Annotated in this window: 13 protein-coding genes and 3 pseudogenes; 5 read left to right on the forward strand and 11 right to left on the reverse strand. The window is 70.5% G+C overall.

The window, feature by feature from the left end; translation table 11 throughout:
- Positions 1-39: 39 nt before the first annotated feature.
- Positions 40-1233: a globin domain-containing protein gene (locus tag ACZ7OY_RS04270; RefSeq protein ID WP_471909947.1), complete on the reverse strand. Its 1194-nt coding sequence runs from the start codon at positions 1231-1233 to the stop codon at positions 40-42.
- Between the two features lie 315 nt (positions 1234-1548).
- Between ACZ7OY_RS04270 and glnA the strand changes: the two genes are divergently transcribed.
- The gene (gene glnA, locus ACZ7OY_RS04275) at positions 1549-2910 is read left to right on the forward strand and encodes a type I glutamate--ammonia ligase (protein WP_351603412.1); all 1362 of its coding nucleotides are present in this window, start codon (positions 1549-1551) and stop codon (positions 2908-2910) included.
- Between the two features lie 75 nt (positions 2911-2985).
- Here the strand turns inward: glnA and ACZ7OY_RS04280 are convergent.
- The 3 genes and pseudogenes from ACZ7OY_RS04280 to ACZ7OY_RS04290 all read right to left on the reverse strand — a co-directional run.
- Positions 2986-3990, reverse strand: a pseudogene (locus ACZ7OY_RS04280) (tyrosine-type recombinase/integrase); the annotation flags it as partial.
- Positions 3957-4226 carry a hypothetical protein gene (locus tag ACZ7OY_RS04285; RefSeq protein ID WP_471909948.1) on the reverse strand — a complete coding sequence of 90 codons (270 nt, stop codon included), beginning with the start codon at positions 4224-4226 and terminating at the stop codon, positions 3957-3959. The pseudogene ACZ7OY_RS04280 and the gene ACZ7OY_RS04285, both read right to left, overlap by 34 nt.
- Positions 4227-4613: 387 nt before the next feature.
- Complete coding sequence (locus ACZ7OY_RS04290; protein WP_471909949.1) at positions 4614-4769, reverse strand: hypothetical protein; 156 nt, start codon at positions 4767-4769, stop codon at positions 4614-4616.
- A gap of 562 nt (positions 4770-5331) precedes the next feature.
- On the opposite strand from ACZ7OY_RS04290, the gene ACZ7OY_RS04295 reads away from it, so the two are divergent.
- Positions 5332-5598 carry a hypothetical protein gene (locus tag ACZ7OY_RS04295; RefSeq protein WP_471909950.1) on the forward strand — a complete coding sequence of 89 codons (267 nt, stop codon included), beginning with the start codon at positions 5332-5334 and terminating at the stop codon, positions 5596-5598.
- A gap of 383 nt (positions 5599-5981) precedes the next feature.
- Positions 5982-6404, forward strand: a complete 423-nt coding sequence (locus ACZ7OY_RS04300) for a hypothetical protein (RefSeq protein WP_471909951.1) — start codon at positions 5982-5984, stop codon at positions 6402-6404.
- A gap of 328 nt (positions 6405-6732) precedes the next feature.
- On the opposite strand, the pseudogene ACZ7OY_RS04305 reads toward ACZ7OY_RS04300, so the two are convergent.
- Positions 6733-6904, reverse strand: a pseudogene (locus ACZ7OY_RS04305) (putative PEP-binding protein); the annotation flags it as partial.
- Positions 6905-7058: 154 nt separating this feature from the next.
- On the opposite strand from ACZ7OY_RS04305, the pseudogene ACZ7OY_RS04310 reads away from it, so the two are divergent.
- Positions 7059-7145, forward strand: a pseudogene (locus tag ACZ7OY_RS04310) (glutamine synthetase); the annotation flags it as partial.
- A 128-nt stretch (positions 7146-7273) separates the two neighbouring features.
- Here the strand turns inward: ACZ7OY_RS04310 and ACZ7OY_RS04315 are convergent.
- The 4 genes from ACZ7OY_RS04315 to ACZ7OY_RS04330 all read right to left on the reverse strand — a co-directional run bounded on the left by ACZ7OY_RS04315 (position 7274) and on the right by ACZ7OY_RS04330 (position 12069).
- Positions 7274-8701 carry an ATP-binding SpoIIE family protein phosphatase gene (locus tag ACZ7OY_RS04315; RefSeq protein ID WP_471909952.1) on the reverse strand — a complete coding sequence of 476 codons (1428 nt, stop codon included), beginning with the start codon at positions 8699-8701 and terminating at the stop codon, positions 7274-7276.
- Positions 8702-8808: 107 nt separating this feature from the next.
- On the reverse strand, positions 8809-9828 hold the full coding sequence (locus ACZ7OY_RS04320; protein WP_471909953.1) for a TolB family protein: 1020 nt from the start codon (positions 9826-9828) through the stop codon (positions 8809-8811).
- Positions 9825-11177, reverse strand: coding sequence for an MFS transporter (locus tag ACZ7OY_RS04325; RefSeq protein ID WP_471909954.1), 1353 nt, complete (start codon positions 11175-11177; stop codon positions 9825-9827). Before ACZ7OY_RS04325 ends, ACZ7OY_RS04320 begins: the two co-directional genes overlap by 4 nt.
- A 1-nt stretch (position 11178) precedes the next feature.
- Positions 11179-12069, reverse strand: coding sequence for an alkaline phosphatase family protein (locus tag ACZ7OY_RS04330; RefSeq protein WP_471909955.1), 891 nt, complete (start codon positions 12067-12069; stop codon positions 11179-11181).
- Positions 12070-12378: 309 nt separating this feature from the next.
- Here ACZ7OY_RS04330 and ACZ7OY_RS04335 point away from each other — a divergent pair, with 309 nt between their 5' ends.
- The gene (locus ACZ7OY_RS04335; protein ID WP_471909956.1) at positions 12379-15390 is read left to right on the forward strand and encodes a bifunctional [glutamine synthetase] adenylyltransferase/[glutamine synthetase]-adenylyl-L-tyrosine phosphorylase; all 3012 of its coding nucleotides are present in this window, start codon (positions 12379-12381) and stop codon (positions 15388-15390) included.
- A gap of 70 nt (positions 15391-15460) precedes the next feature.
- Here ACZ7OY_RS04335 and ACZ7OY_RS04340 read toward each other — a convergent pair whose 3' ends face one another.
- Both ACZ7OY_RS04340 and ACZ7OY_RS04345 read right to left on the reverse strand, forming a co-directional pair.
- Positions 15461-16459 (reverse strand): phosphatase PAP2 family protein, encoded by a 999-nt coding sequence (locus ACZ7OY_RS04340; protein WP_471909957.1) that lies wholly within the window; start codon positions 16457-16459, stop codon positions 15461-15463.
- A 166-nt stretch (positions 16460-16625) separates the two neighbouring features.
- The gene (locus tag ACZ7OY_RS04345) at positions 16626-17660 is read right to left on the reverse strand and encodes a substrate-binding domain-containing protein (protein WP_162468175.1); all 1035 of its coding nucleotides are present in this window, start codon (positions 17658-17660) and stop codon (positions 16626-16628) included.
- Positions 17661-17765: the final 105 nt, after the last annotated feature.

Genomic DNA, 17765 nt, shown 5'->3' on the forward strand with positions numbered 1-17765 from the left:
GGTCCCGCTCCGGAGGCAGGCCCGCCCCGGTCCCGCCGCTCAGGCCCCCGCGAGCCACAGGTCCGGCCCGAACACCTCGTAGTGGATGTCCGCCGCGGCCACGCCCTTCTCGATCAGCTGGCTGCGCACCGCCCGCATGAACGGCAGCGGCCCGCACAGGTACGCGTGCGTGCCCGCCGGGACGGTCACGTCCGTGAGGTCGACCAGGCCGGTACGGGCGGTCCCCTCCGGCGCCTGGCTCTCGTACCAGAAGTGGACGGGCGCCTGCGGGAGCTTCGCCGCGTACGCCTCGTGCTCGGCGCGCAGCGCGTGGTGTGCCGGGGAGCGGTCCCCGTGGACGACCGTGACCGGGGCGCTGTGGCCCGTCTCCGCCAGCCGTCCCAGCATCGCGACGATCGGGGTCACGCCGATGCCGGCCGAGGCGAGCAGCAGGGGCGTGTCCGCGGCGCCGTCGAGCACCAGGTCGCCGTACGGCTCGGAGAGCTCCAGGGTGTCGCCCTCCCGCACGTGCGCGTGCAGCTGGTTCGAGACCTCGCCCTGCGGCGTCGTGGCGTCGCCCGGGACCCGCTTGACGCTGATCTGGCGCAGAGCGTCGGAGCCGGGCGCGCCCGAGAGGCTGTACTGGCGTATCTGACGGGCGCCGTCGGGGAGTCCGACACGGACGGAGACGTACTGGCCGGCCCGGAAGTCGCGCACCGGGCCCCCGTCGAGCGGGCGCAGCCGGAAGGTGACGACGTCCTCCGTCTCCGCGACGCGCTCCACGACCTGCCACTTCCGCCACTCGGCGGTTCCGCTCTCCTCGTACAGCCGTCGCTCGATCGCGATCAGCGCGTTCGCCATCAGCCAGTAGACCTCGGTCCAGGCGGCCGCGACCTCGGGAGTGACCGCCTCGCCGAGCACGTCGGCGATGGCGGCGAAGAGGTGCTCGTGGACGACCGCGTACTGCTCGGGTTTGACGCCCAGCGAGGCGTGCTTGTGGGCGATGCGGCCCAACATGGCGTCCGGCCGCCGGTCGGGGTGCTCCAGGAGGTGCGTCGCGAAGGCGGCGATGGACCCGGCCAGCGCCTGGCGCTGGGTGCCCGCGGCCTGGTTGCCGCGGTTGAACAGGTCGCGCAGCAGCTCGGGGTGGGCGGCGAACAGCCCGGTGTAGAAGCGGTCGGTGATCTCGCCGAGGGACGCGCCCACGGCGGGCAGCGTGGCGCGGACGGTGGCGGCGGACTGTTCGGACAGCATCGGGTACTCCTCGGAATCGATGATCGATCGCTCGGCTCTGTGGCACACCGTAGTAAAACTTGCATTTGAGATGCAAATTTAAGGGCCGGATTCGAGACGACCGGGGGCGGCCATTACGGATGTCGCCCCGAGCAGGCAAGATGGGCTTCAGAGCAGTACATCTGCTGTACGTGAGGCGTTCAGCCCGATGACGACGGGACGATCAAGGTCTGCAACGCGCATGAAATGGTGTTGTGGTGGGATGCTCAGGTGCCCGACCGCTTCCCGCGATGCGGGGGACAGGCGGCCTGACCAGCAAGGATGGGGAAGCGGAAGATGGACAAGCAGCAGGAGTTCGTGCTCCGGACCTTGGAGGAGCGCGACATCCGGTTCGTACGGCTGTGGTTCACGGACGTACTGGGTTTCCTCAAGTCCGTGGCCGTGGCCCCTGCCGAGCTCGAGCAGGCCTTCGACGAGGGCATCGGCTTCGACGGCTCGGCGATCGAGGGTTTCGCCCGGGTCTACGAGTCCGACATGATCGCCAAGCCGGACCCGTCCACCTTCCAGGTCCTGCCGTGGCGCGCCGAGGCCCCGGGCACCGCCAGGATGTTCTGCGACATCCTGATGCCGGACGGCTCCCCGTCCTTCGCCGACCCGCGCTACGTCCTCAAGCGCGCCCTGGCCCGCGCCTCCGACCTGGGCTTCACCTTCTACACCCACCCCGAGATCGAGTTCTTCCTGCTGAAGAACAAGCCCCTCGACGGCTCCCGCCCGACCCCGGCCGACAACTCCGGCTACTTCGACCACACCCCGCAGAACGTCGGCCAGGACTTCCGCCGCCAGGCCATCACCATGCTGGAGTCGATGGGCATCTCGGTCGAGTTCAGCCACCACGAGGGCGCCCCCGGCCAGCAGGAGATCGACCTGCGCTACGCCGACGCGCTCTCCACGGCCGACAACATCATGACCTTCCGGCTGATCATGAAGCAGGTCGCGCTGGAGCAGGGCGTGCAGGCCACCTTCATGCCGAAGCCGTTCTCGGAGTACCCGGGCAGCGGCATGCACACCCACCTCTCCCTCTTCGAGGGCGACCGCAACGCGTTCTACGAGTCCGGCGCCGAGTACCAGCTCTCCAAGGTCGGCCGCTCCTTCATCGCGGGCCTGCTGCGGCACGCCGCGGAGATCTCCGCCGTCACCAACCAGTGGGTCAACTCCTACAAGCGCATCTGGGGCGGCTCGGAGCGCACCGCGGGCGCCGGCGGCGAGGCCCCCTCGTACATCTGCTGGGGCCACAACAACCGCTCGGCCCTGGTCCGCGTCCCGATGTACAAGCCCGGCAAGACCGGTTCCGCCCGCGTCGAGGTCCGCTCCCTCGACTCCGGCACCAACCCCTACCTGGCCTACGCCGTGCTCCTGGCGGCCGGCCTCAAGGGCATCGAGGAGGGCTACGAGCTGCCGCCCGGCGCCGAGGACGACGTCTGGGCGCTGTCCGACGCCGAGCGGCGTGCGATGGGCATCGAGCCCCTCCCGCAGAACCTCGGCGAGGCCCTGAGCCTGATGGAACGCAGCGACCTCCTCGCGGAGACCCTCGGCGAGCACGTCTTCGACTTCTTCCTGCGCAACAAGCGCCAGGAGTGGGAGGAGTACCGCAGCGAGGTCACCGCGTTCGAGCTGCGGAAGAACCTGCCGGTGCTGTAAACGCAGGTCACAGCGGGTTCCCCGCCGACACGACGTGTGGGGCCGACGGTCATGGACCGTCGGCCCCGCCGCGTCTCACCGACCCTGGGCCGTCTCTGGGCCGTCCGGCCTCGGAACGGTGCCGTCGTAGAGGTCGTCGACGGCTTTCCGGGCCCGCGCGTCACTGCTCGGCATGAGGTGTGTGTAGACGCGGAGCGTGAAGCCCGGATCGTTGTGCCCGAGGTAGCTGCTCAGAGCCTTGACGTTCTCGCCGGCGTCGAGCAGTACCGAGGCGTAGAAGTGCCTGAGGGCGTGCATGCCGTGCTCGCGGGCTGCCTGGTGACGCTCGCCGGGCCTGGGCTGGGGAATGACTCCAGCAGCGACAAGAGCGGGTTTCCAGGAGTGCGTGTTGAAGTCGGTCCGCCGGACCGCGCCGCCGTTGAGACGGCTGAACAGAAGCCGCTTCGTGACGAGAGGACCGTCCGGCCGCAGCCACGGCAAGGTGACGTCGACCGGCGGGAACGCATCTATGTGCTGCTTCAGGGCTTGAGCGACGCGGTCCGGCAAGGGAACGTCCCGCTCTTTGTTCCGCTTCGGTGGGGCGAAGACGAGATGCCCCCTGGCCACCTTCACCTGACAGGCGATGCGCAGCCATCCCGAGTCGAACCCGATCGCGTCGGCAGCAAGCCCGAAGATTTCCCCCTGCCGGAGTCCGCACCCGCCCCCGAGGTCGACGGCCGCACGGAAACGCAGGGGGAGTGCCGCGCGTACCGCAAAGCCGCGCTCAGCGCTCCACGGCACCACGCGCGTCGTTCCGGCGGCCGGAAGGCGGACGGACTGCGCGTGGCAGGGATTCTTGGCGAGGTGTCCGTCATCGACTGCCGCATTGAGGATCGTCGACACGTTGTTGTAGATCACGCGCTGATACGAGGACGCCGGCACGGCCTGCTCCAGCTTGCTGAGCCAGTCGCGGATGTGCTCGGGCTTGAACGAACCAAGAGGGCGCGACCCCAGATAGGAGGGGATGGCGTGACCGCGAATCGCAGACTCGACCGACTCTCGCGTGGTCAGAGCGGTTGTCTGCGTGGCCAGCCACTTCTTGTTTCAAAGATGCCGATGGCTATTCGTCCGGGAGTGAACTCGTGGCCTCGTCCCGGGCCTTCGAGGCTTGCCAGTCTCGCCTCCAGGGTGGAGCACTCTATTTTCAGTTCTTCGGCGCGCAACTTCACGCGCTTCAATTCCGCGCTCAGTTCCTCGACTTCCCGTTGGAGTTGGCATTGTTGCTCAAGTGGCGAATTTTTATCTTCGGTGACTCTGGCGAGTCGCAGTTCGGACATCGCATGCTGCTCTCGCGACTCGCACAGTGTCTGCAAGGCGCAATATCGAGTCTACGAGTCTCTGCTCGACTAGCTGTCGCTTTTGTGCGGAAGATCCGGTGAATGTTGGAGGCTTTAGACCTGGCGGTGCTGTTGCAAGCTTGGCCCCCTCGGCGGCTCGGGTAAACCGAGCCGATAGCAGGCGAAAATGGGGGTCGCTGTCGATCAAAGGTACGGCTTGATTTTCAAGGGCGAACAGATCGATGACACTTTGATCGGCCATGTCTGCTTGAAGGTCACCAGTCACAAAATAGCGTCGGCCGACGCATTTTCCAAAAGAGGAGTTGGGTCGACGAATCGCACCACTCCTTCTCGCTCTAGTAGCGCATACCGGTTGGCGACCTCTGTTCACTCCTGGCTCAAGCGATAGGCTGCATCGTCGGTAAGGAATGGCTGATGGTTCTCCACCGAGTACAGTCCGGCACGTGCTTTGGGAGTCTTGGGGTCGATGAAAAGTACTTCGTCGTAAAGGAGCATTGCGCGCTTGAGCGTCTGCTCGCTCAAGCTACGAGAAAATGGGTAGTAGACGGCTCGAACGCTCAGATCCGAGTTAGGTAGCGACACTGTCAGCGCCTTCCAACCCAGGCTTTTTCTGCCCTACATCTCCATGCTATGCGGACACATGCTCCAGCACGATCCGAGCCCTCAGATGCCCTAGGAGCAGCCGTCGGCAATGCGAGACCGCAGTCTCCGAACCTCTCACACCCGGTGCCGCAGCGGTTGCGCACCGAGGACTTATGTCCCGGGAACGCCTACGGCCTCCTCCGCCAGGTCTGCCCCCAATCGCGTACCCTGGCACGCCCGCGAAATGGGCAAGCGTTCCTGCCCGTTGGGGCACGAGCCAGCCGTTCTGGGCCTGAACGGGACGCCGTGCGCCCGCGACGGCACTTGACCTCCGAAGCGCGCGGTGCCCACTGGCCTCGCACGTGGACGGACGCGGTCTCGTCCATTCACTCGTTGGCCACGCGCCCGGCTGCACGCTGCTGCCCTATGGATCCATACAATCACTCACTGTAGCCATGGTGGCGTGTGCCAAGAGTGCGGTACTCGGCGTGGAGGTGACGGTGTGACCGATGACCGCGAGAGCGCGGCTTCAGCCGAGCCTGAGAGCGCAAAGCCGCGCTCGAGTGAGAGGCGCACACGCCCCGTGCGCCTGACGGTGGACCTCGATCCGGTGCTGCATCGTCGGTTGAAGCAGTGGGCAGGCAATGCCGCTGTCGAGCTGGACGTGGTCGACGTGTCGCTCGCCAAGGTCTTCCGTGCGCTGGTGCACCGTCTCACCGTCGACCAGGCGCTCGCCGTTGCCGTTCTGAAGGACCTCCGCGACCGATAGGCGACACCATAAGGGGATGGAAAGTCACCCAAAGCTAGGCTCTCTTCGCCGATTTGAACTCCCAGGAGCTCGCATTTTCGGAGAATTCCACCCGTAATTGCTGCATTCCGTAATGCAGTATCGCGCTTGCGTGCCGAAGAGCGCTGTGCGACGTTGGACTTCGGTGCCTTCGGTGCGTCAAATCGGCCAGGCCGCCCGGGAAGTCGCTCAGGCCGGCGAAGTGTAGGCCGAAAAGGGTTCCAAGCCGCGGAAGCGAAGTCCGCGTCCGCGTGATCGGTGGATGCGCCAACCAACCCGAAATGCACGCGGCGAGTCAGCGGAGGTGTGGCAGCGCCGTCGGCGCACTCGACAGGGCCGACCAACGCAAACCTATGGAGGCCACAATGTCTGTTCAGGCTTGTAGCAGGAAAGCGAAGGTCATCGGGGGCGCCGTGCTGGCGCTGGCCGCACTGGCGGCTGTCAATCCCGCGACAGCCGGTTCGGCACAGGCTGACGAGAATAGTAGCAGGGTCAACCTCGCGGTGACGGCGAGCTGCAGTCGGTTCGCCGACGATTCGGTCCCCACTAACCTGACGGTCACCACCACCATCAATCCGGAGACGAAGACGAAGGCCACAGACACCGACAACGAGTCGGTGACCTTCGGCTCCCTGAGGTTCAGGCAGATTCCGTCGACCGGTACTAAAGCGACGGCCACGGTCACCTGCGAAGACCCCGACGGGAACAGCCAGGCCTTCACAAGCAAGCCCTTCACCATCAAGCGCCCAGCCGGGACCGCGATCGCGCAGAACGTCACCGTCTCCTGAGCCTCATTCGGTGCAGGCCCCCGGAGGCCGGTCCCCACGGACCGGCCTCCGGGTTGTTGCGCACGTCCGCCTCCGCGGATGGTGGGGTGATTGACCACGTCGACCGCGGCCACCGCTTCGGCGTAGGCGTCCTGCAAAGCGAGTTACGCGGGTTCGGTTCCGCAGGTTCACGCCCCGTACGCGCCCTCGGCGCTCGCCACGGCGCATCACGCGGTCTAGCCTCACCTGGACAAACGCCATTTCACCTGCTCAGCGACTTAGCTTGACAGTCTCCGCAGAAAATGCCCGAAGGGGCGGCACCCCCGCACAGGGTGCCGCCCGGGACAGGTCAGCGGAAGTCGCTGCCCTCCGACTGGGTGGCCCCGCGGCCGGCCTGCGAGGCGGGCGACCGAGATGCGCAACGGGGAGCAGGAGACGTAGTCCAGGCCGACCTCGTGGAAGAAGTGGACCGACTCCCGGTCGCCGCCGTGCTCGCCGCAGATGCCGGTCTTGAGGTCGGGGGGCGAGAGCGCGGTGTCGATGCTCAGGCGGGGCCGTCTGCGGGCCGTCGAAGGGTGGCCCACGGTGACCAACAACGACCAATGACGGCCGTTCGATCGCAGGTCAGCGCTGCGCCGACGGCGATCGCGCGAGGTCGGTCCGGGCCGACGTCACTTCCTGCGCAACAAGAAGGCGGAGTGGGAGGAGTGCCGCAGCGAGGTCACCGCGTTCGAGCTGCGGAAGAACCTGCCGGTGCTGTAGGACGGGAGAGCCTGCCGGTGCTGTGGGCGCCGGTCGCAGCGGGTTCTCCGCCGACGTGACGAACGGGGCCGGCGGTCATGGACCGCCGGCCCCGCCGCGTCCCACCGCCCCCGGAACGGGGGCCCCGGTCACGCGACCGGGGCCAGGACGGGGCCGACGGGAACCGACGGGACCGACTGCTCGGCCCAGACGATCTTCCCGGTGGGGGTGAAGCGGGTTCCCCACCGGTCGGCGAGCTGGGCGACGATGAAGATCCCGCGGCCTCCCTCGTCCGTGTCCGTCGCGTAGCGCAGATGCGGGGTGGTGCTGCTGCCGTCGCTGACCTCCACGACCAGGCTCGTGTCGCGCAGCAGGCGAAGGCGCATGGGGGGTGCCCCGTAGCGGACGGCGTTGGTGACCAGCTCGCTGAGGATCAGCTCGGTGGCGAACGCGGTCTCCTCCAGGTTCCAGTCGGCCAGCTTCGCCAGCACCTCGGCGCGCAGGGCGGACACCGCGGCCGGATCGGCCGGGATCTCCCATTCGGCGATACGGTCCCGGGGCAACGCGCGGGTCCTGGCGACCAGGAGAGCGGCGTCGTCGACCGCACGGGCGGGCAGTACCGCCTCCAGGATCGTCTCGCACGTCCTCTCCGGCTCCGGCCCCACCCCGGAGAGCGTGTCGCTCAGCAGCTTCAGGCCGGTCCCGATGTCGCGGTGACGGTCGTGGATGAGCCCGTCGGTGTAGAGCACGAGCTGCGTGTCCTCCGGCAGCTTCCGGTCGGCGCACTCAAAACGCAGGCCGCCTACGCCGAGCAGGGGGCCTGCGGGCAGATCGACCAGCTCCACGCGGCCGTCGGGATAGGCGATGGCGGGCGGGAAATGACCGGCTCTGGCCATCGTGCACTGACGGGAGACCGGGTCGTAGATCGCATACAGACACGTGGCCGCGACGATTCCCTCCTCGCCGTCGCCCGCCTCCGCGTCCAGCTGGAGGACCACGTCGTCGAGGCGGGCCAGCAGCTCGTCGGGGGGCAGGTCGAGGGTGGAGAAATTGCGGACCGCGGTGCGCAGCCGCCCCATCGTGACCGCGGAGCTCAAGCCGTGGCCGACCACGTCTCCGACCACCAGGGCGGTGCGGAATCCCGGGAGGGGGATCACGTCGAACCAGTCCCCGCCGACCTCCGCCTCGGCGGGGACGTACCGGAACGCCGACCGGACGGTGCTGGTGTTGGGCAGCTCACGGGGCAGCAGGCTGCGCTGCAACGTGGTGGCGATGGAGTGCTCGCGGGTGAAGCGGCGGGCCAGTTGCGAGACCGCGAGGCCGACGACGAGCAGCAGCCCGGCGGTGACGACGTCGTCCGCGTTGTTGAAGTGGATGAAGCTCTTGTACGGAGTCGTGAAGAAGTAGACGAACCATGCGGAGGCGGAGAGGGCCGTCAGGACCGCGACGCACCGGTGGCCGAGGGCGGCCACGGCCGCGACGACGAACATCATGATCAGGGCCACGTTCGTCTGGGACAGGGTGGCCCGGTCGGTTGCCAGGAGCGCGCACACGGCGAGTGGGACTGCGATTGCCACAAGGAGCGAGGTCAACCCCTTGACTGGGCCACGAGGCATGCGTACCTCCTTCCCCTCTGGTGTAGCAGGGGTCACGTGGCCCGGCCAGCCGATACGGCTCCGGCCGGTCAGCCGAGGTAGGCGGGGGACACCGCCGCCGTGCTGATCCGGTGAGGGCGGCCCGTGCCGTCGGCCGGGACGGTGTACAGGTCCGCCCCGTAGTCGCCCGGCAGGGCGTAGACGAGCGTGCGGGCGTCCTGCCAGACCGCCTGGTCGTCGACGCTGCGGGACTCGGCGAGCGGGGTCTCGCGCAGGGTGCGCAGGTCGAGGACGTACAGCCGCCACGGGGCGTCGGCGGGCAGGCCGGCGACGCGCTTCTTGAAGGCGATCCGGCTGCCGTCGGGGGAGAGCGACGGGCACTCCACGTTCGTCCGCACGGTCGTCACGGTGCGGGCCCCCAGGTCGCCGCGGACCAGGTAGGTCTTCCCCCTGGTCGCCATCGTCGCGTAGAACGTGCGGTCGTCCGCCGCGAAGGTCACGCCCCAGAAGTTCACGTCGGCCGCCCGGTAGCGCCGGCCGTCCTTCACGATCCCGAACTCCTCCAGCGACGGGATCAGCCTCCCCGTCCTGGTGTCCACGATCGCCGCCCGGGTGGAGAAGTTCGTACCGGCGTACGAGTCACCGCCGACGAACGCCGTCCAGGCGGCGAAGCGGCCGCTGGGGGAGACCCGGGCGCGGGAGGGGATGCCGGGGACGTCGTAGCGGGCGGTCTCCTTCAGCCGGGCGTCCAGGATCAGCGCGCGGTAGGTGTCCGAGACTGCGCCGTGCACCGCCTGGAGGCACACACCGGTGCCGGCGGCGGCGTAGAAGCGCAGGCACTTGACGCCCGAGGCGGTCCGCGCCCCGGCCGGGGCCGACGCCGGGACGGCGGTGAGCTCGTCGCGGTGCGGGCCCCAGGCCATGTTGCGGAAGACCATGCGGCCGCGGGCGGTCAGGGTGACCGGGCCGGGCGTCACCGCGGGGCCGCCCGCCTGGGTCCGGTCCCGGCGCTCCGCCCGGGCCGAGGCGTGCAGGACCGCGCCCGCCGCCACCGCCGCCAGCACGGCGACGGCCGAGAGCAGCACCAGGATGCGGTTGCGTACGGTCATGAGGTGCCCTCCCGGGCGGGACGCAGGGCCAGGGCGCAGCAGCCCGCGCACACCGCCAGCGCCACCGTCGACGCCAGCAGCGCCGTACGGTCGCCCCACAGTGTCCAGGCCGCCCCGAACCCCAGGGAACAGGTGAAACGGGCGAGTGCCTGGCCCGTCTGGACCAGGGCAAGACCGGAGGAGCGCAGGGCCGGCGGCACGCTCTCCGAGGCCGCCGCCATCAGCACCCCGTCGGTGGCCGCGTAGAAACCGCCGTGCAGCAGCAGGACGGCGTACGGCAGCGCGGTGCCGTGCCAGGAGGAGAGCAGGACGCCGTACGCCAGGAGCAGCGCGCCGTGTCCGGCCAGGAACACCCGGCGGCCGCCCACCCGGTCCGCCAGCCGGCCCAGCGGCACCGCCAGCAGCAGGAAGGCCGCCGCAGTGCCCAGCGGCAGCAGCGCGAACCAGCGGTCGGGGACGCCCAGACGGCGTTGCAGCAGCAGGTAGACGAAGGAGTCGCTGACCGTGGCCAGGCCCAGCAGCAGGGCGCAGAGCGTGATCCGGCGCAGGTCGCGCCGGCGCAGCAGGCCCAGGGCGGCTCGCAGGGTGGGACGCTCGGCGGGAGCGGCGGGAGCGGCGGGAGCGGCGGGAGCGGCGGGGGCGACCGGGGTGGCCGGGGCGGGCTGCGGTGCCGGGGGAGCCGTCGGGGGCGCCGGATCGCCGTTCGGTACGAACAGGACCAGGACCAGCACCCCGGTCACCGCCACACAGAAGCTCACGGTGAACACGGCGTCGTAGCCGTCCACCGTCGCCCGCAGGATCAGGAACGCCGCCAGCGGACCGAGCAGCGCGCCCGCCGTGTCCATCGCCCGGTGCACGCCGAAGGCGCGGCCGCGGGTCTCGGGCGTGCTGGACAGCGAGATCAGCGCGTCGCGCGGGGCGGTGCGCAGCCCCTTGCCGGTGCGGTCGGCGGCCAGCACCAGGCCGATGGGGGTGAGCGTGTGCGCCAGCAGCAGCAGCGGCTTGCACAGGGCCGAGAGGCCGTAGCCGATGCCCGCCACCCACTTGTGGCGGCCCCCGCCCCGGTCGGCCAGATGACCGCCGGCCAGCCGCACCAGGGCCGAGAAGCCGTTGTAGACGCCGTCCAGGAGCCCGAAGCCGAGCGGGGACAGGCCCAGGCCCGCCACCAGGTACAGCGGGAGGACCGCCGTCACCATCTCCGAGGACACGTCGGTGATCAGGCTGACCGTGCCGAGGGCCAGCACCGTGGGGGCGACCGCGGCGCGGCGCCGCCCGGCGGAAGGCCGGACGGCGCCGTCCGCGGACACCGGCGCGCCGGGAGCCCCGGCGCGGCTGTCCGCGACGTACATGTCAGGACGCCCAGATGCCCGTGATGTCCGCTGCGGAGGCCGCGTTGCCCGCGTGGGCGCTCAGGCCCTGCGAGTCCTCCAGGGTGCGCAGCAGGTTGTAGTGGTTGTACGTGGTCGACGAGCTGGACCCGGCCGTCACCGGCTGCCCGTACAGCACCGTCGGGATGCGGTTGCCCGCCAGCCGGTTGTCCTCGTCGAAGGTGACGACGAGCAGGCTGTTGTGGGTCTTGGCCCAGGTGGCGTACGCGCTCAGGTTGTTCTTCAGCCAGGTGTCACCGGTCGCCACCGAGCAGTCGTGCATGTCGCTGCACAGGTTGGGGACGACGAAGGAGACGTTCGGCAGGGTGGTGTAGTCGGTGGGGAACTGGGCGAAGGTCTTCGCCGTCGAGGTCGGGACGTTGCTGAAGCCGAACCACGGGTTGTGCTTGCGGGCGTACTTGCCGCTGCTGCACGTGGTCGAGCCCTGGCTGGGCAGCGTCTCGTTGTAGCTGGCCCAGGTGCGGCCGGCCGCGATCACCTCCGAGGCCAGGTTGGCGGCCGAGGAGAAGCCGGGCGTGTAGCAGCTGTCGTCCGTGATGCCCTGGGTGGAGCCGGAGAACAGGGCGAAGTAGTTCGGCTGGCTCGGGTGGGTCTCGGCGTAGGACTGGCTGAGGTTGGCGCCGCCGGTCCTGAGCGAGTTGATGTAGGGGGCGCTCGAGGAGCCGATGACCTGGCTGTAGGCGTGGTTCTCGAAGACCACCACGACCACGTGGTCCGGGGTCGGCACCGAGGCCGCGGCCTGCGCGGTCGAGGAGCCGCCGAGGCCGGTCCACAGGCCGACCGCGGCGGCCGCGAGGGCCAGCCCGGACGCCACGGCGGCGCGACTGCGGCGGTACACGGAACTGCCGGACACATCTACCTCCGGTGGGAAAGAACGGGGTGGCGGTGCGGACAGAGCATGCGCACGCCAAAATTCCCCCGTCCCACGGCGTAAAACCCGGTGGATGAAGACCGGATGAACTACTGCGTCCATTACGGAATCGAGCCCTCCGGCCCACCGGCCGGGGCGCCGGAATCCGGTCACGATCCTCCCCCGAGCGGGCGCACCCCGCCCGTCGGCGTGACTCGTAGGCGTCGGCCCCGGAGCTTCGGCCAGGGACTCCGGTTAGGCTCGGGCCAGTACGACCTTGATCCGATGGCTCGATCCGACGGGAGGCCGGGGATGACGGCGCCGGGGCGCAGGAGCAGCACCTTCACCAGGCTGCTGCGGCACGGCTTCACCGATCCCTCGGCCGCGGAACGGCTCCTGGACAGCCCCGAGCTCGCGGGCGTCCGCGACGACCCGGTGCTCCTGGAGGCGCTGGGCGCGACCGCCGATCCCGACCTCGCGCTGCACGGCCTCGTCCGGATGCTGGAGGCGCAGCCCGGCCCCGCGGCCCGCCGCGAGCTGCTCGACACGCTGATAGCGGCCAAGCCGCTGCGCGACCGGCTGCTCGGCGTGCTCGGCGCCTCCGCCGCGCTCGCCGACCACCTCGCCCGGCACCCGCGCGACTGGGAGGAGCTCGTCACCTACGAGCCGCGCGATCTCCACCCCGGGGTCGAGGAGTTCGAACGCGGCCTGGCGCAGGCCGTGGACCCCGTCTCGCTGCGCGTCGCCTACCGCCGCTGCCTGCTGTCCATCGCCGCCCGTGACGTGTGCGGCACCACCGAGCTGGCCGAGACCGCCGCCGAGCTCGCCGACCTGGCCACCGCGACCCTGCGCGCCGCCCTGCGCATCGCCGGTGCCGCCGCGCCCGACGACGCCGCCGCGTGCCGGCTCGCGGTGATCGCGATGGGCAAGTGCGGCGGTCACGAACTCAACTACGTCTCCGACGTCGACGTCATCTTCGTCGGCGAGGCGGTCGACGGAGTCGCCGACGAGGCCAAGGCCCTCAGGTCGGCGACCAGACTGGCCTCGCACATGATGCGGATCTGCTCCGAGACCACCGTCGAGGGCTCCATCTGGCCCGTCGACGCCAATCTGCGCCCCGAGGGCAGAAACGGTCCGCTGGTGCGCACCCTCGCCAGCCATCTGGCCTACTACCAGCGCTGGGCCAAGACCTGGGAGTTCCAGGCGCTGCTCAAGGCCCGCCCGGTCGCCGGGGACCTCGCGCTCGGCGAGGCGTACGTCGAAGCCCTCGAACCCCTGGTCTGGCAGGTCGCCGAGCGCGAGAACTTCGTCGCCGACGTGCAGAAGATGCGCCGCCGGGTGGTCGAGAACATCCCCGCCGCCGAGGTCGACCGCGAGCTGAAGCTCGGCCCCGGCGGCCTCCGGGACGTCGAGTTCGCCGTCCAGCTGCTCCAGCTGGTGCACGGGCGGGCGGACGTCACGCTGCGCAGTGGCACCACCCTGCACGCCCTGCACGCCCTGGCCGCGGGCGGCTATGTCGGCCGCGCGGACGCCGTCCAGCTCGACGAGGCCTACCGCTTCCTGCGCTCCATGGAACACCGCATCCAGCTCCACCGGCTGCGCCGCACCCACCTCGTCCCGGAGGCCGAGGCCGACCTGCGCCGCCTCGGCCGCTCCCTGGGCCTGCGCACCGACCCGGCCGCCGAGCTGATCCGTGAGTGGAAGCGGCACACCAGCGTCGTACGCCGTCTGCACGAGAAGCTCTTCTACCGGCCGCTGCTCGACGCGGTCGCCCAACTCGCGCCGGGGGAGACTCGGTTGAGTCCCGAGGCGGCACGCGAACGGCTGGTCGCGCTCGGTTACGCCGACCCGGCCGCGGCCCTGCGCCACCTGGAGGCCCTCGCCTCCGGCGTCACCCGCAAGGCCGCCATCCAACGCACCCTGCTGCCGGTCCTGTTGGGCTGGTTCGCGGACTCCGCCGAACCGGACGCGGGTCTGCTCAACTTCCGCAACGTCTCCGACGCACTCGGCAAGACCCCTTGGTACCTGCGGCTGTTGCGCGACGAGGGCGCCGCCGCCGAGAACCTCGCGCGGGTGCTGTCCGCCGGCCGTCTCGCCCCGGACCTGCTGATGCGCGCGCCCGAGGCGGTGGCCCTGCTCGGCGACGGCGACGGCGGCGGACTCGAACCCCGCTCCCGCGCCCACCTGGAACAGGAGACCCTGGCCGCGGTCGGCCGCGCCGAGAACGCCGAGGACGGCGTCCGGGCCGCCCGCGGTGTCCGCCGCCGCGAACTGTTCCGTACGTGCGCGGCCGACATCGTCGGCTCCTACGGCACCGAGACCCAGCCGGCCGAGGCCGACCAGGGCGCCCTGGTGGACCGGGTGGGCGGCGCGGTGTCGGACCTGACGGCGGCGACGCTGGCCGGCACCCTGCGCGCGGTGGTGCGCGAGGGCTGGGGCGATCAGCTGCCCACCCGCTTCGCGATCATCGGCATGGGCCGCTTCGGCGGCCACGAACTGGGCTACGGCTCCGACGCCGACGTGCTGTTCGTGCACGAGCCGCGCGAGGGCGTCGAAGAGCGGGAGGCCGCCGACGCGGCCAACAAGGTCGTCTCCGAGATGCGCAGGCTGCTCCAGATCCCCAGCGCCGACCCGCCCCTGCTCATCGACGCCGACCTGCGCCCGGAGGGCAAGTCCGGCCCGCTGGTGCGGACGCTGAAGTCCTACGAGGCCTACTACCGCCGCTGGTCCCTGGTCTGGGAGTCGCAGGCCCTGCTGCGGGCCGAGCAGGTCGCCGGGGACCCGGAGCTGGGCCGCCGCTTCCTCGACCTCGTCGACCCGCTGCGCTACCCGGCGGAGGGGCTCGGGGACGAGGCGGTGCGCGAGATCCGACGGCTGAAGGCCCGGATGGAGTCAGAGCGGCTGCCGCGCGGCGCCGACCCCAAGCTGCACACCAAGCTCGGTCCCGGCGGGCTGTCCGACGTCGAGTGGACCGTGCAACTGCTCCAGCTGCGGCACGGCTGGGTGGAGCCGGGCCTGCGCACCACCCGCACCCGGGAGGCGCTGGCCGCCGCCCGCGCCGCCGAGCTGCTCGGCGGCGAGGACGCCGCCATCCTCGACGAGGCGTGGATCCTGGCGACCCGGGTGCGCAACGCGGTCATGCTGGTACGCGGCCGCGCCGGGGACACCTTCCCCTCCGACCCCCGCGAGCTGGCCGCGGTCGGCCGCTACCTGGGCTACAGCCCCGGCCACGCGGGCGACATGCTCGACGACTACCGGCGTACGGCACGCAGGGCGCGGGCGGTGGTCGAGGAGCTGTTCTACGGGGCCGCGGGCGAGCGGTGACCGCGCCCGCGCTGCCGCTGCCTTGCGGCCCGGCCCGGCCCGGTCGGCGGCTGCCGTCCGGACGGCCCGGTCAGCCGCTGCCGTCCGCCGGTCCGTCGGCCGTCCCGGCCGTCTCGGTCGCGGCCGTACCGGCTGTCCCCGCTGTCCCCGCTGTCCCCGCTGCCCCGGCTGTCCCGGCCGGCCGGGCGGCCCGGCGCCGCTCCCGCTCGCGTTCCCCTGCGTGCTCCCGTTCCCGCTCCCGTTCCCGCTCCCGCTCGCGCGGGAGACCGTACGGCAGCCCTCCGTACCACACACGTGTCAGCGCGAAGCCGAACACCAGACAGAGCAGACCGCCCACCGCGTCCAGCCAGAAGTGGTTGGCGGTGGCGACGATGACGCCCAGGGTCGTCGCCGGGTAGAGCAGCCCCAGCAGCCGCGCCCACGGGACCCGGGCCAGTGCGAAGACCGTCAGCCCGCACCACAGCGACCAGCCGATGTGCATCGACGGCATCGCGGCGTACTGGTTCGACATGTGCTTGAGGTCGCCGGAAGCCATCGAGCCCCAGGTGTGGTGCACCATGACGGTGTCGACGAAGCCCGCGCCGTTCATCAGCCGGGGCGGCGCCAGCGGATACAGGTAGTAACCGACCAGCGCCACGCCCGTCGTCGCGAACAGGGCGAGACGGGTTGCCGCGTAGCGGCCGGGATGCCACCGGTACAGCCACACCAGCACACCCAGCGTCACCGCGAAGTGCAGTGTCGCGTAGTAGTAGTTCATGCCGACGATCAGCCAATTCACCGAGTTCACGGCATGGTTGACCGACTCCTCGACGGCGACGCCCAGCCGGTGCTCGGTCCGCCAGATCCAGTCGGCGTTGCGCAGCGCCTGTGCCCGCTGCTCGGGCACGGCATTGCGGATCAGTGAGTACGTCCAGTAGCTCACGCCGATCAGCAGGATCTCGAACCACAGCCGGGGCCGGCGCGGGGTGCGCAGCCGGCGCAGCAGATACGCCACGGCCCCGTCCGTGACCGACTTCGGAACAACCGCCCGTTCGCGGCCTTCCTGTGTCGTCACGGTCGGTTCACCCATAACCGCAAAGTCTGCCAGAAAAGGGTTCCGCCCCCGCTCATCCGCTGGTCGGGGCGGGGGCGCATGTTCTGTGCGCGGGGCCTGCCGGGGCGCCCGACGGCGTGCGCCCCGATCCGGCGCGCTCGGCTACCGGCGGTTGCGCTCGGCTATGGACGGTTGCGCTCGGCTACGGGCGGTTGCGCTCGCCGGGGGCCGACGCGGTCGATCCCCGCACCACCAGTTCCGGCATGAACACGAACTCGCTGTGCGGCGCGGGCGTCCCGCCGATCTCCTCCAGCAGCGTGCGCACCGCGGCCTGCCCCATCGCCGGGACCGGCTTGCGGACCGTGGTCAGCGGCGGGTCGGTGAACGCGATCAGCGGGGAGTCGTCGAAACCGACCACCGACACGTCCTGCGGGACGCTCAGCCCCCGCTGCCGCGCCGCCCGTATCGCACCGAGCGCCATCATGTCGCTGGCGCAGACGATCGCCGTGCAGTCACGGTCGATGAGCGCGTTGGTGGCGGCCTGGCCGCCCTCCAGGGTGTACAGCGAGTGCTGGACGAGCTCGGACTCGATCGTCTCGGCGTGCAGGCCCAGCTGGTCCTGCACCGCCCGGACGAATCCGTCGATCTTCCGCTGGACCGGTACGAACCGCTTGGGGCCGAGCGCCAGCCCGATCCTGGTGTGGCCCAGCGACACCAGATGCGTGACCGCCAGCGTCATGGCGGCCCGGTCGTCGGGGGAGATGAACGGCGCCTGCACCTTGGGCGAGAAGCCGTCGACGAGCACGAACGGCACGCCCTGCGCGCGCAGCTGCTCGTAGCGCTGCATGTCGGCGGTGGTGTCGGCGTGGAGTCCGGAGACGTAGATGATGCCGGCGACCCCGCGGTCGACGAGCATCTCGGTCAGCTCGTCCTCCGTCGACCCGCCGGGGGTCTGGGTGGCGAGCACCGGGGTGTAGCCCTGCCTGGTCAGCGCCTGCCCGATGACCTGGGCGAGGGCCGGGAATATGGGGTTCTCCAGCTCCGGGGTGATCAGCCCCACCAGGCCCGCGCTGCGCTGGCGCAGCCGCACCGGGCGTTCGTAGCCCAGTACGTCGAGTGCGGCCAGCACGGACTGGCGGGTGGTGGCGGCGACGCCCGGCTTCCCGTTGAGGACGCGGCTGACGGTCGCTTCGCTCACTCCCGCCTGTGCGGCGATGTCGGCAAGCCTGGTGGTCACGGCACTGGACTGTACCGGTCGGATCTCACCTTGCACACCAATCGGACGCCGTGAGCGGGTGGTCGGACGGCGCCCTCCGGGCTGCTGCGTCATCGGGTCCTCGAG

Source organism: Streptomyces sp. NPDC107559, assembly GCF_055657365.1.

Coding starts and splice junctions, on each gene's coding strand:
- ACZ7OY_RS04270 (WP_471909947.1), bottom strand. CDS start 1,233: ATGCTGTCCGAACAGTCCGCCGCCACCGTCCGCGCCACGCTGCCCGCC.
- glnA (WP_351603412.1), top strand. CDS start 1,549: ATGGACAAGCAGCAGGAGTTCGTGCTCCGGACCTTGGAGGAGCGCGAC.
- ACZ7OY_RS04285 (WP_471909948.1), bottom strand. CDS start 4,226: ATGTCCGAACTGCGACTCGCCAGAGTCACCGAAGATAAAAATTCGCCA.
- ACZ7OY_RS04300 (WP_471909951.1), top strand. CDS start 5,982: ATGTCTGTTCAGGCTTGTAGCAGGAAAGCGAAGGTCATCGGGGGCGCC.
- ACZ7OY_RS04320 (WP_471909953.1), bottom strand. CDS start 9,828: ATGACCGTACGCAACCGCATCCTGGTGCTGCTCTCGGCCGTCGCCGTG.
- ACZ7OY_RS04325 (WP_471909954.1), bottom strand. CDS start 11,177: ATGTACGTCGCGGACAGCCGCGCCGGGGCTCCCGGCGCGCCGGTGTCC.
- ACZ7OY_RS04335 (WP_471909956.1), top strand. CDS start 12,379: ATGACGGCGCCGGGGCGCAGGAGCAGCACCTTCACCAGGCTGCTGCGG.
- ACZ7OY_RS04340 (WP_471909957.1), bottom strand. CDS start 16,459: ATGGGTGAACCGACCGTGACGACACAGGAAGGCCGCGAACGGGCGGTT.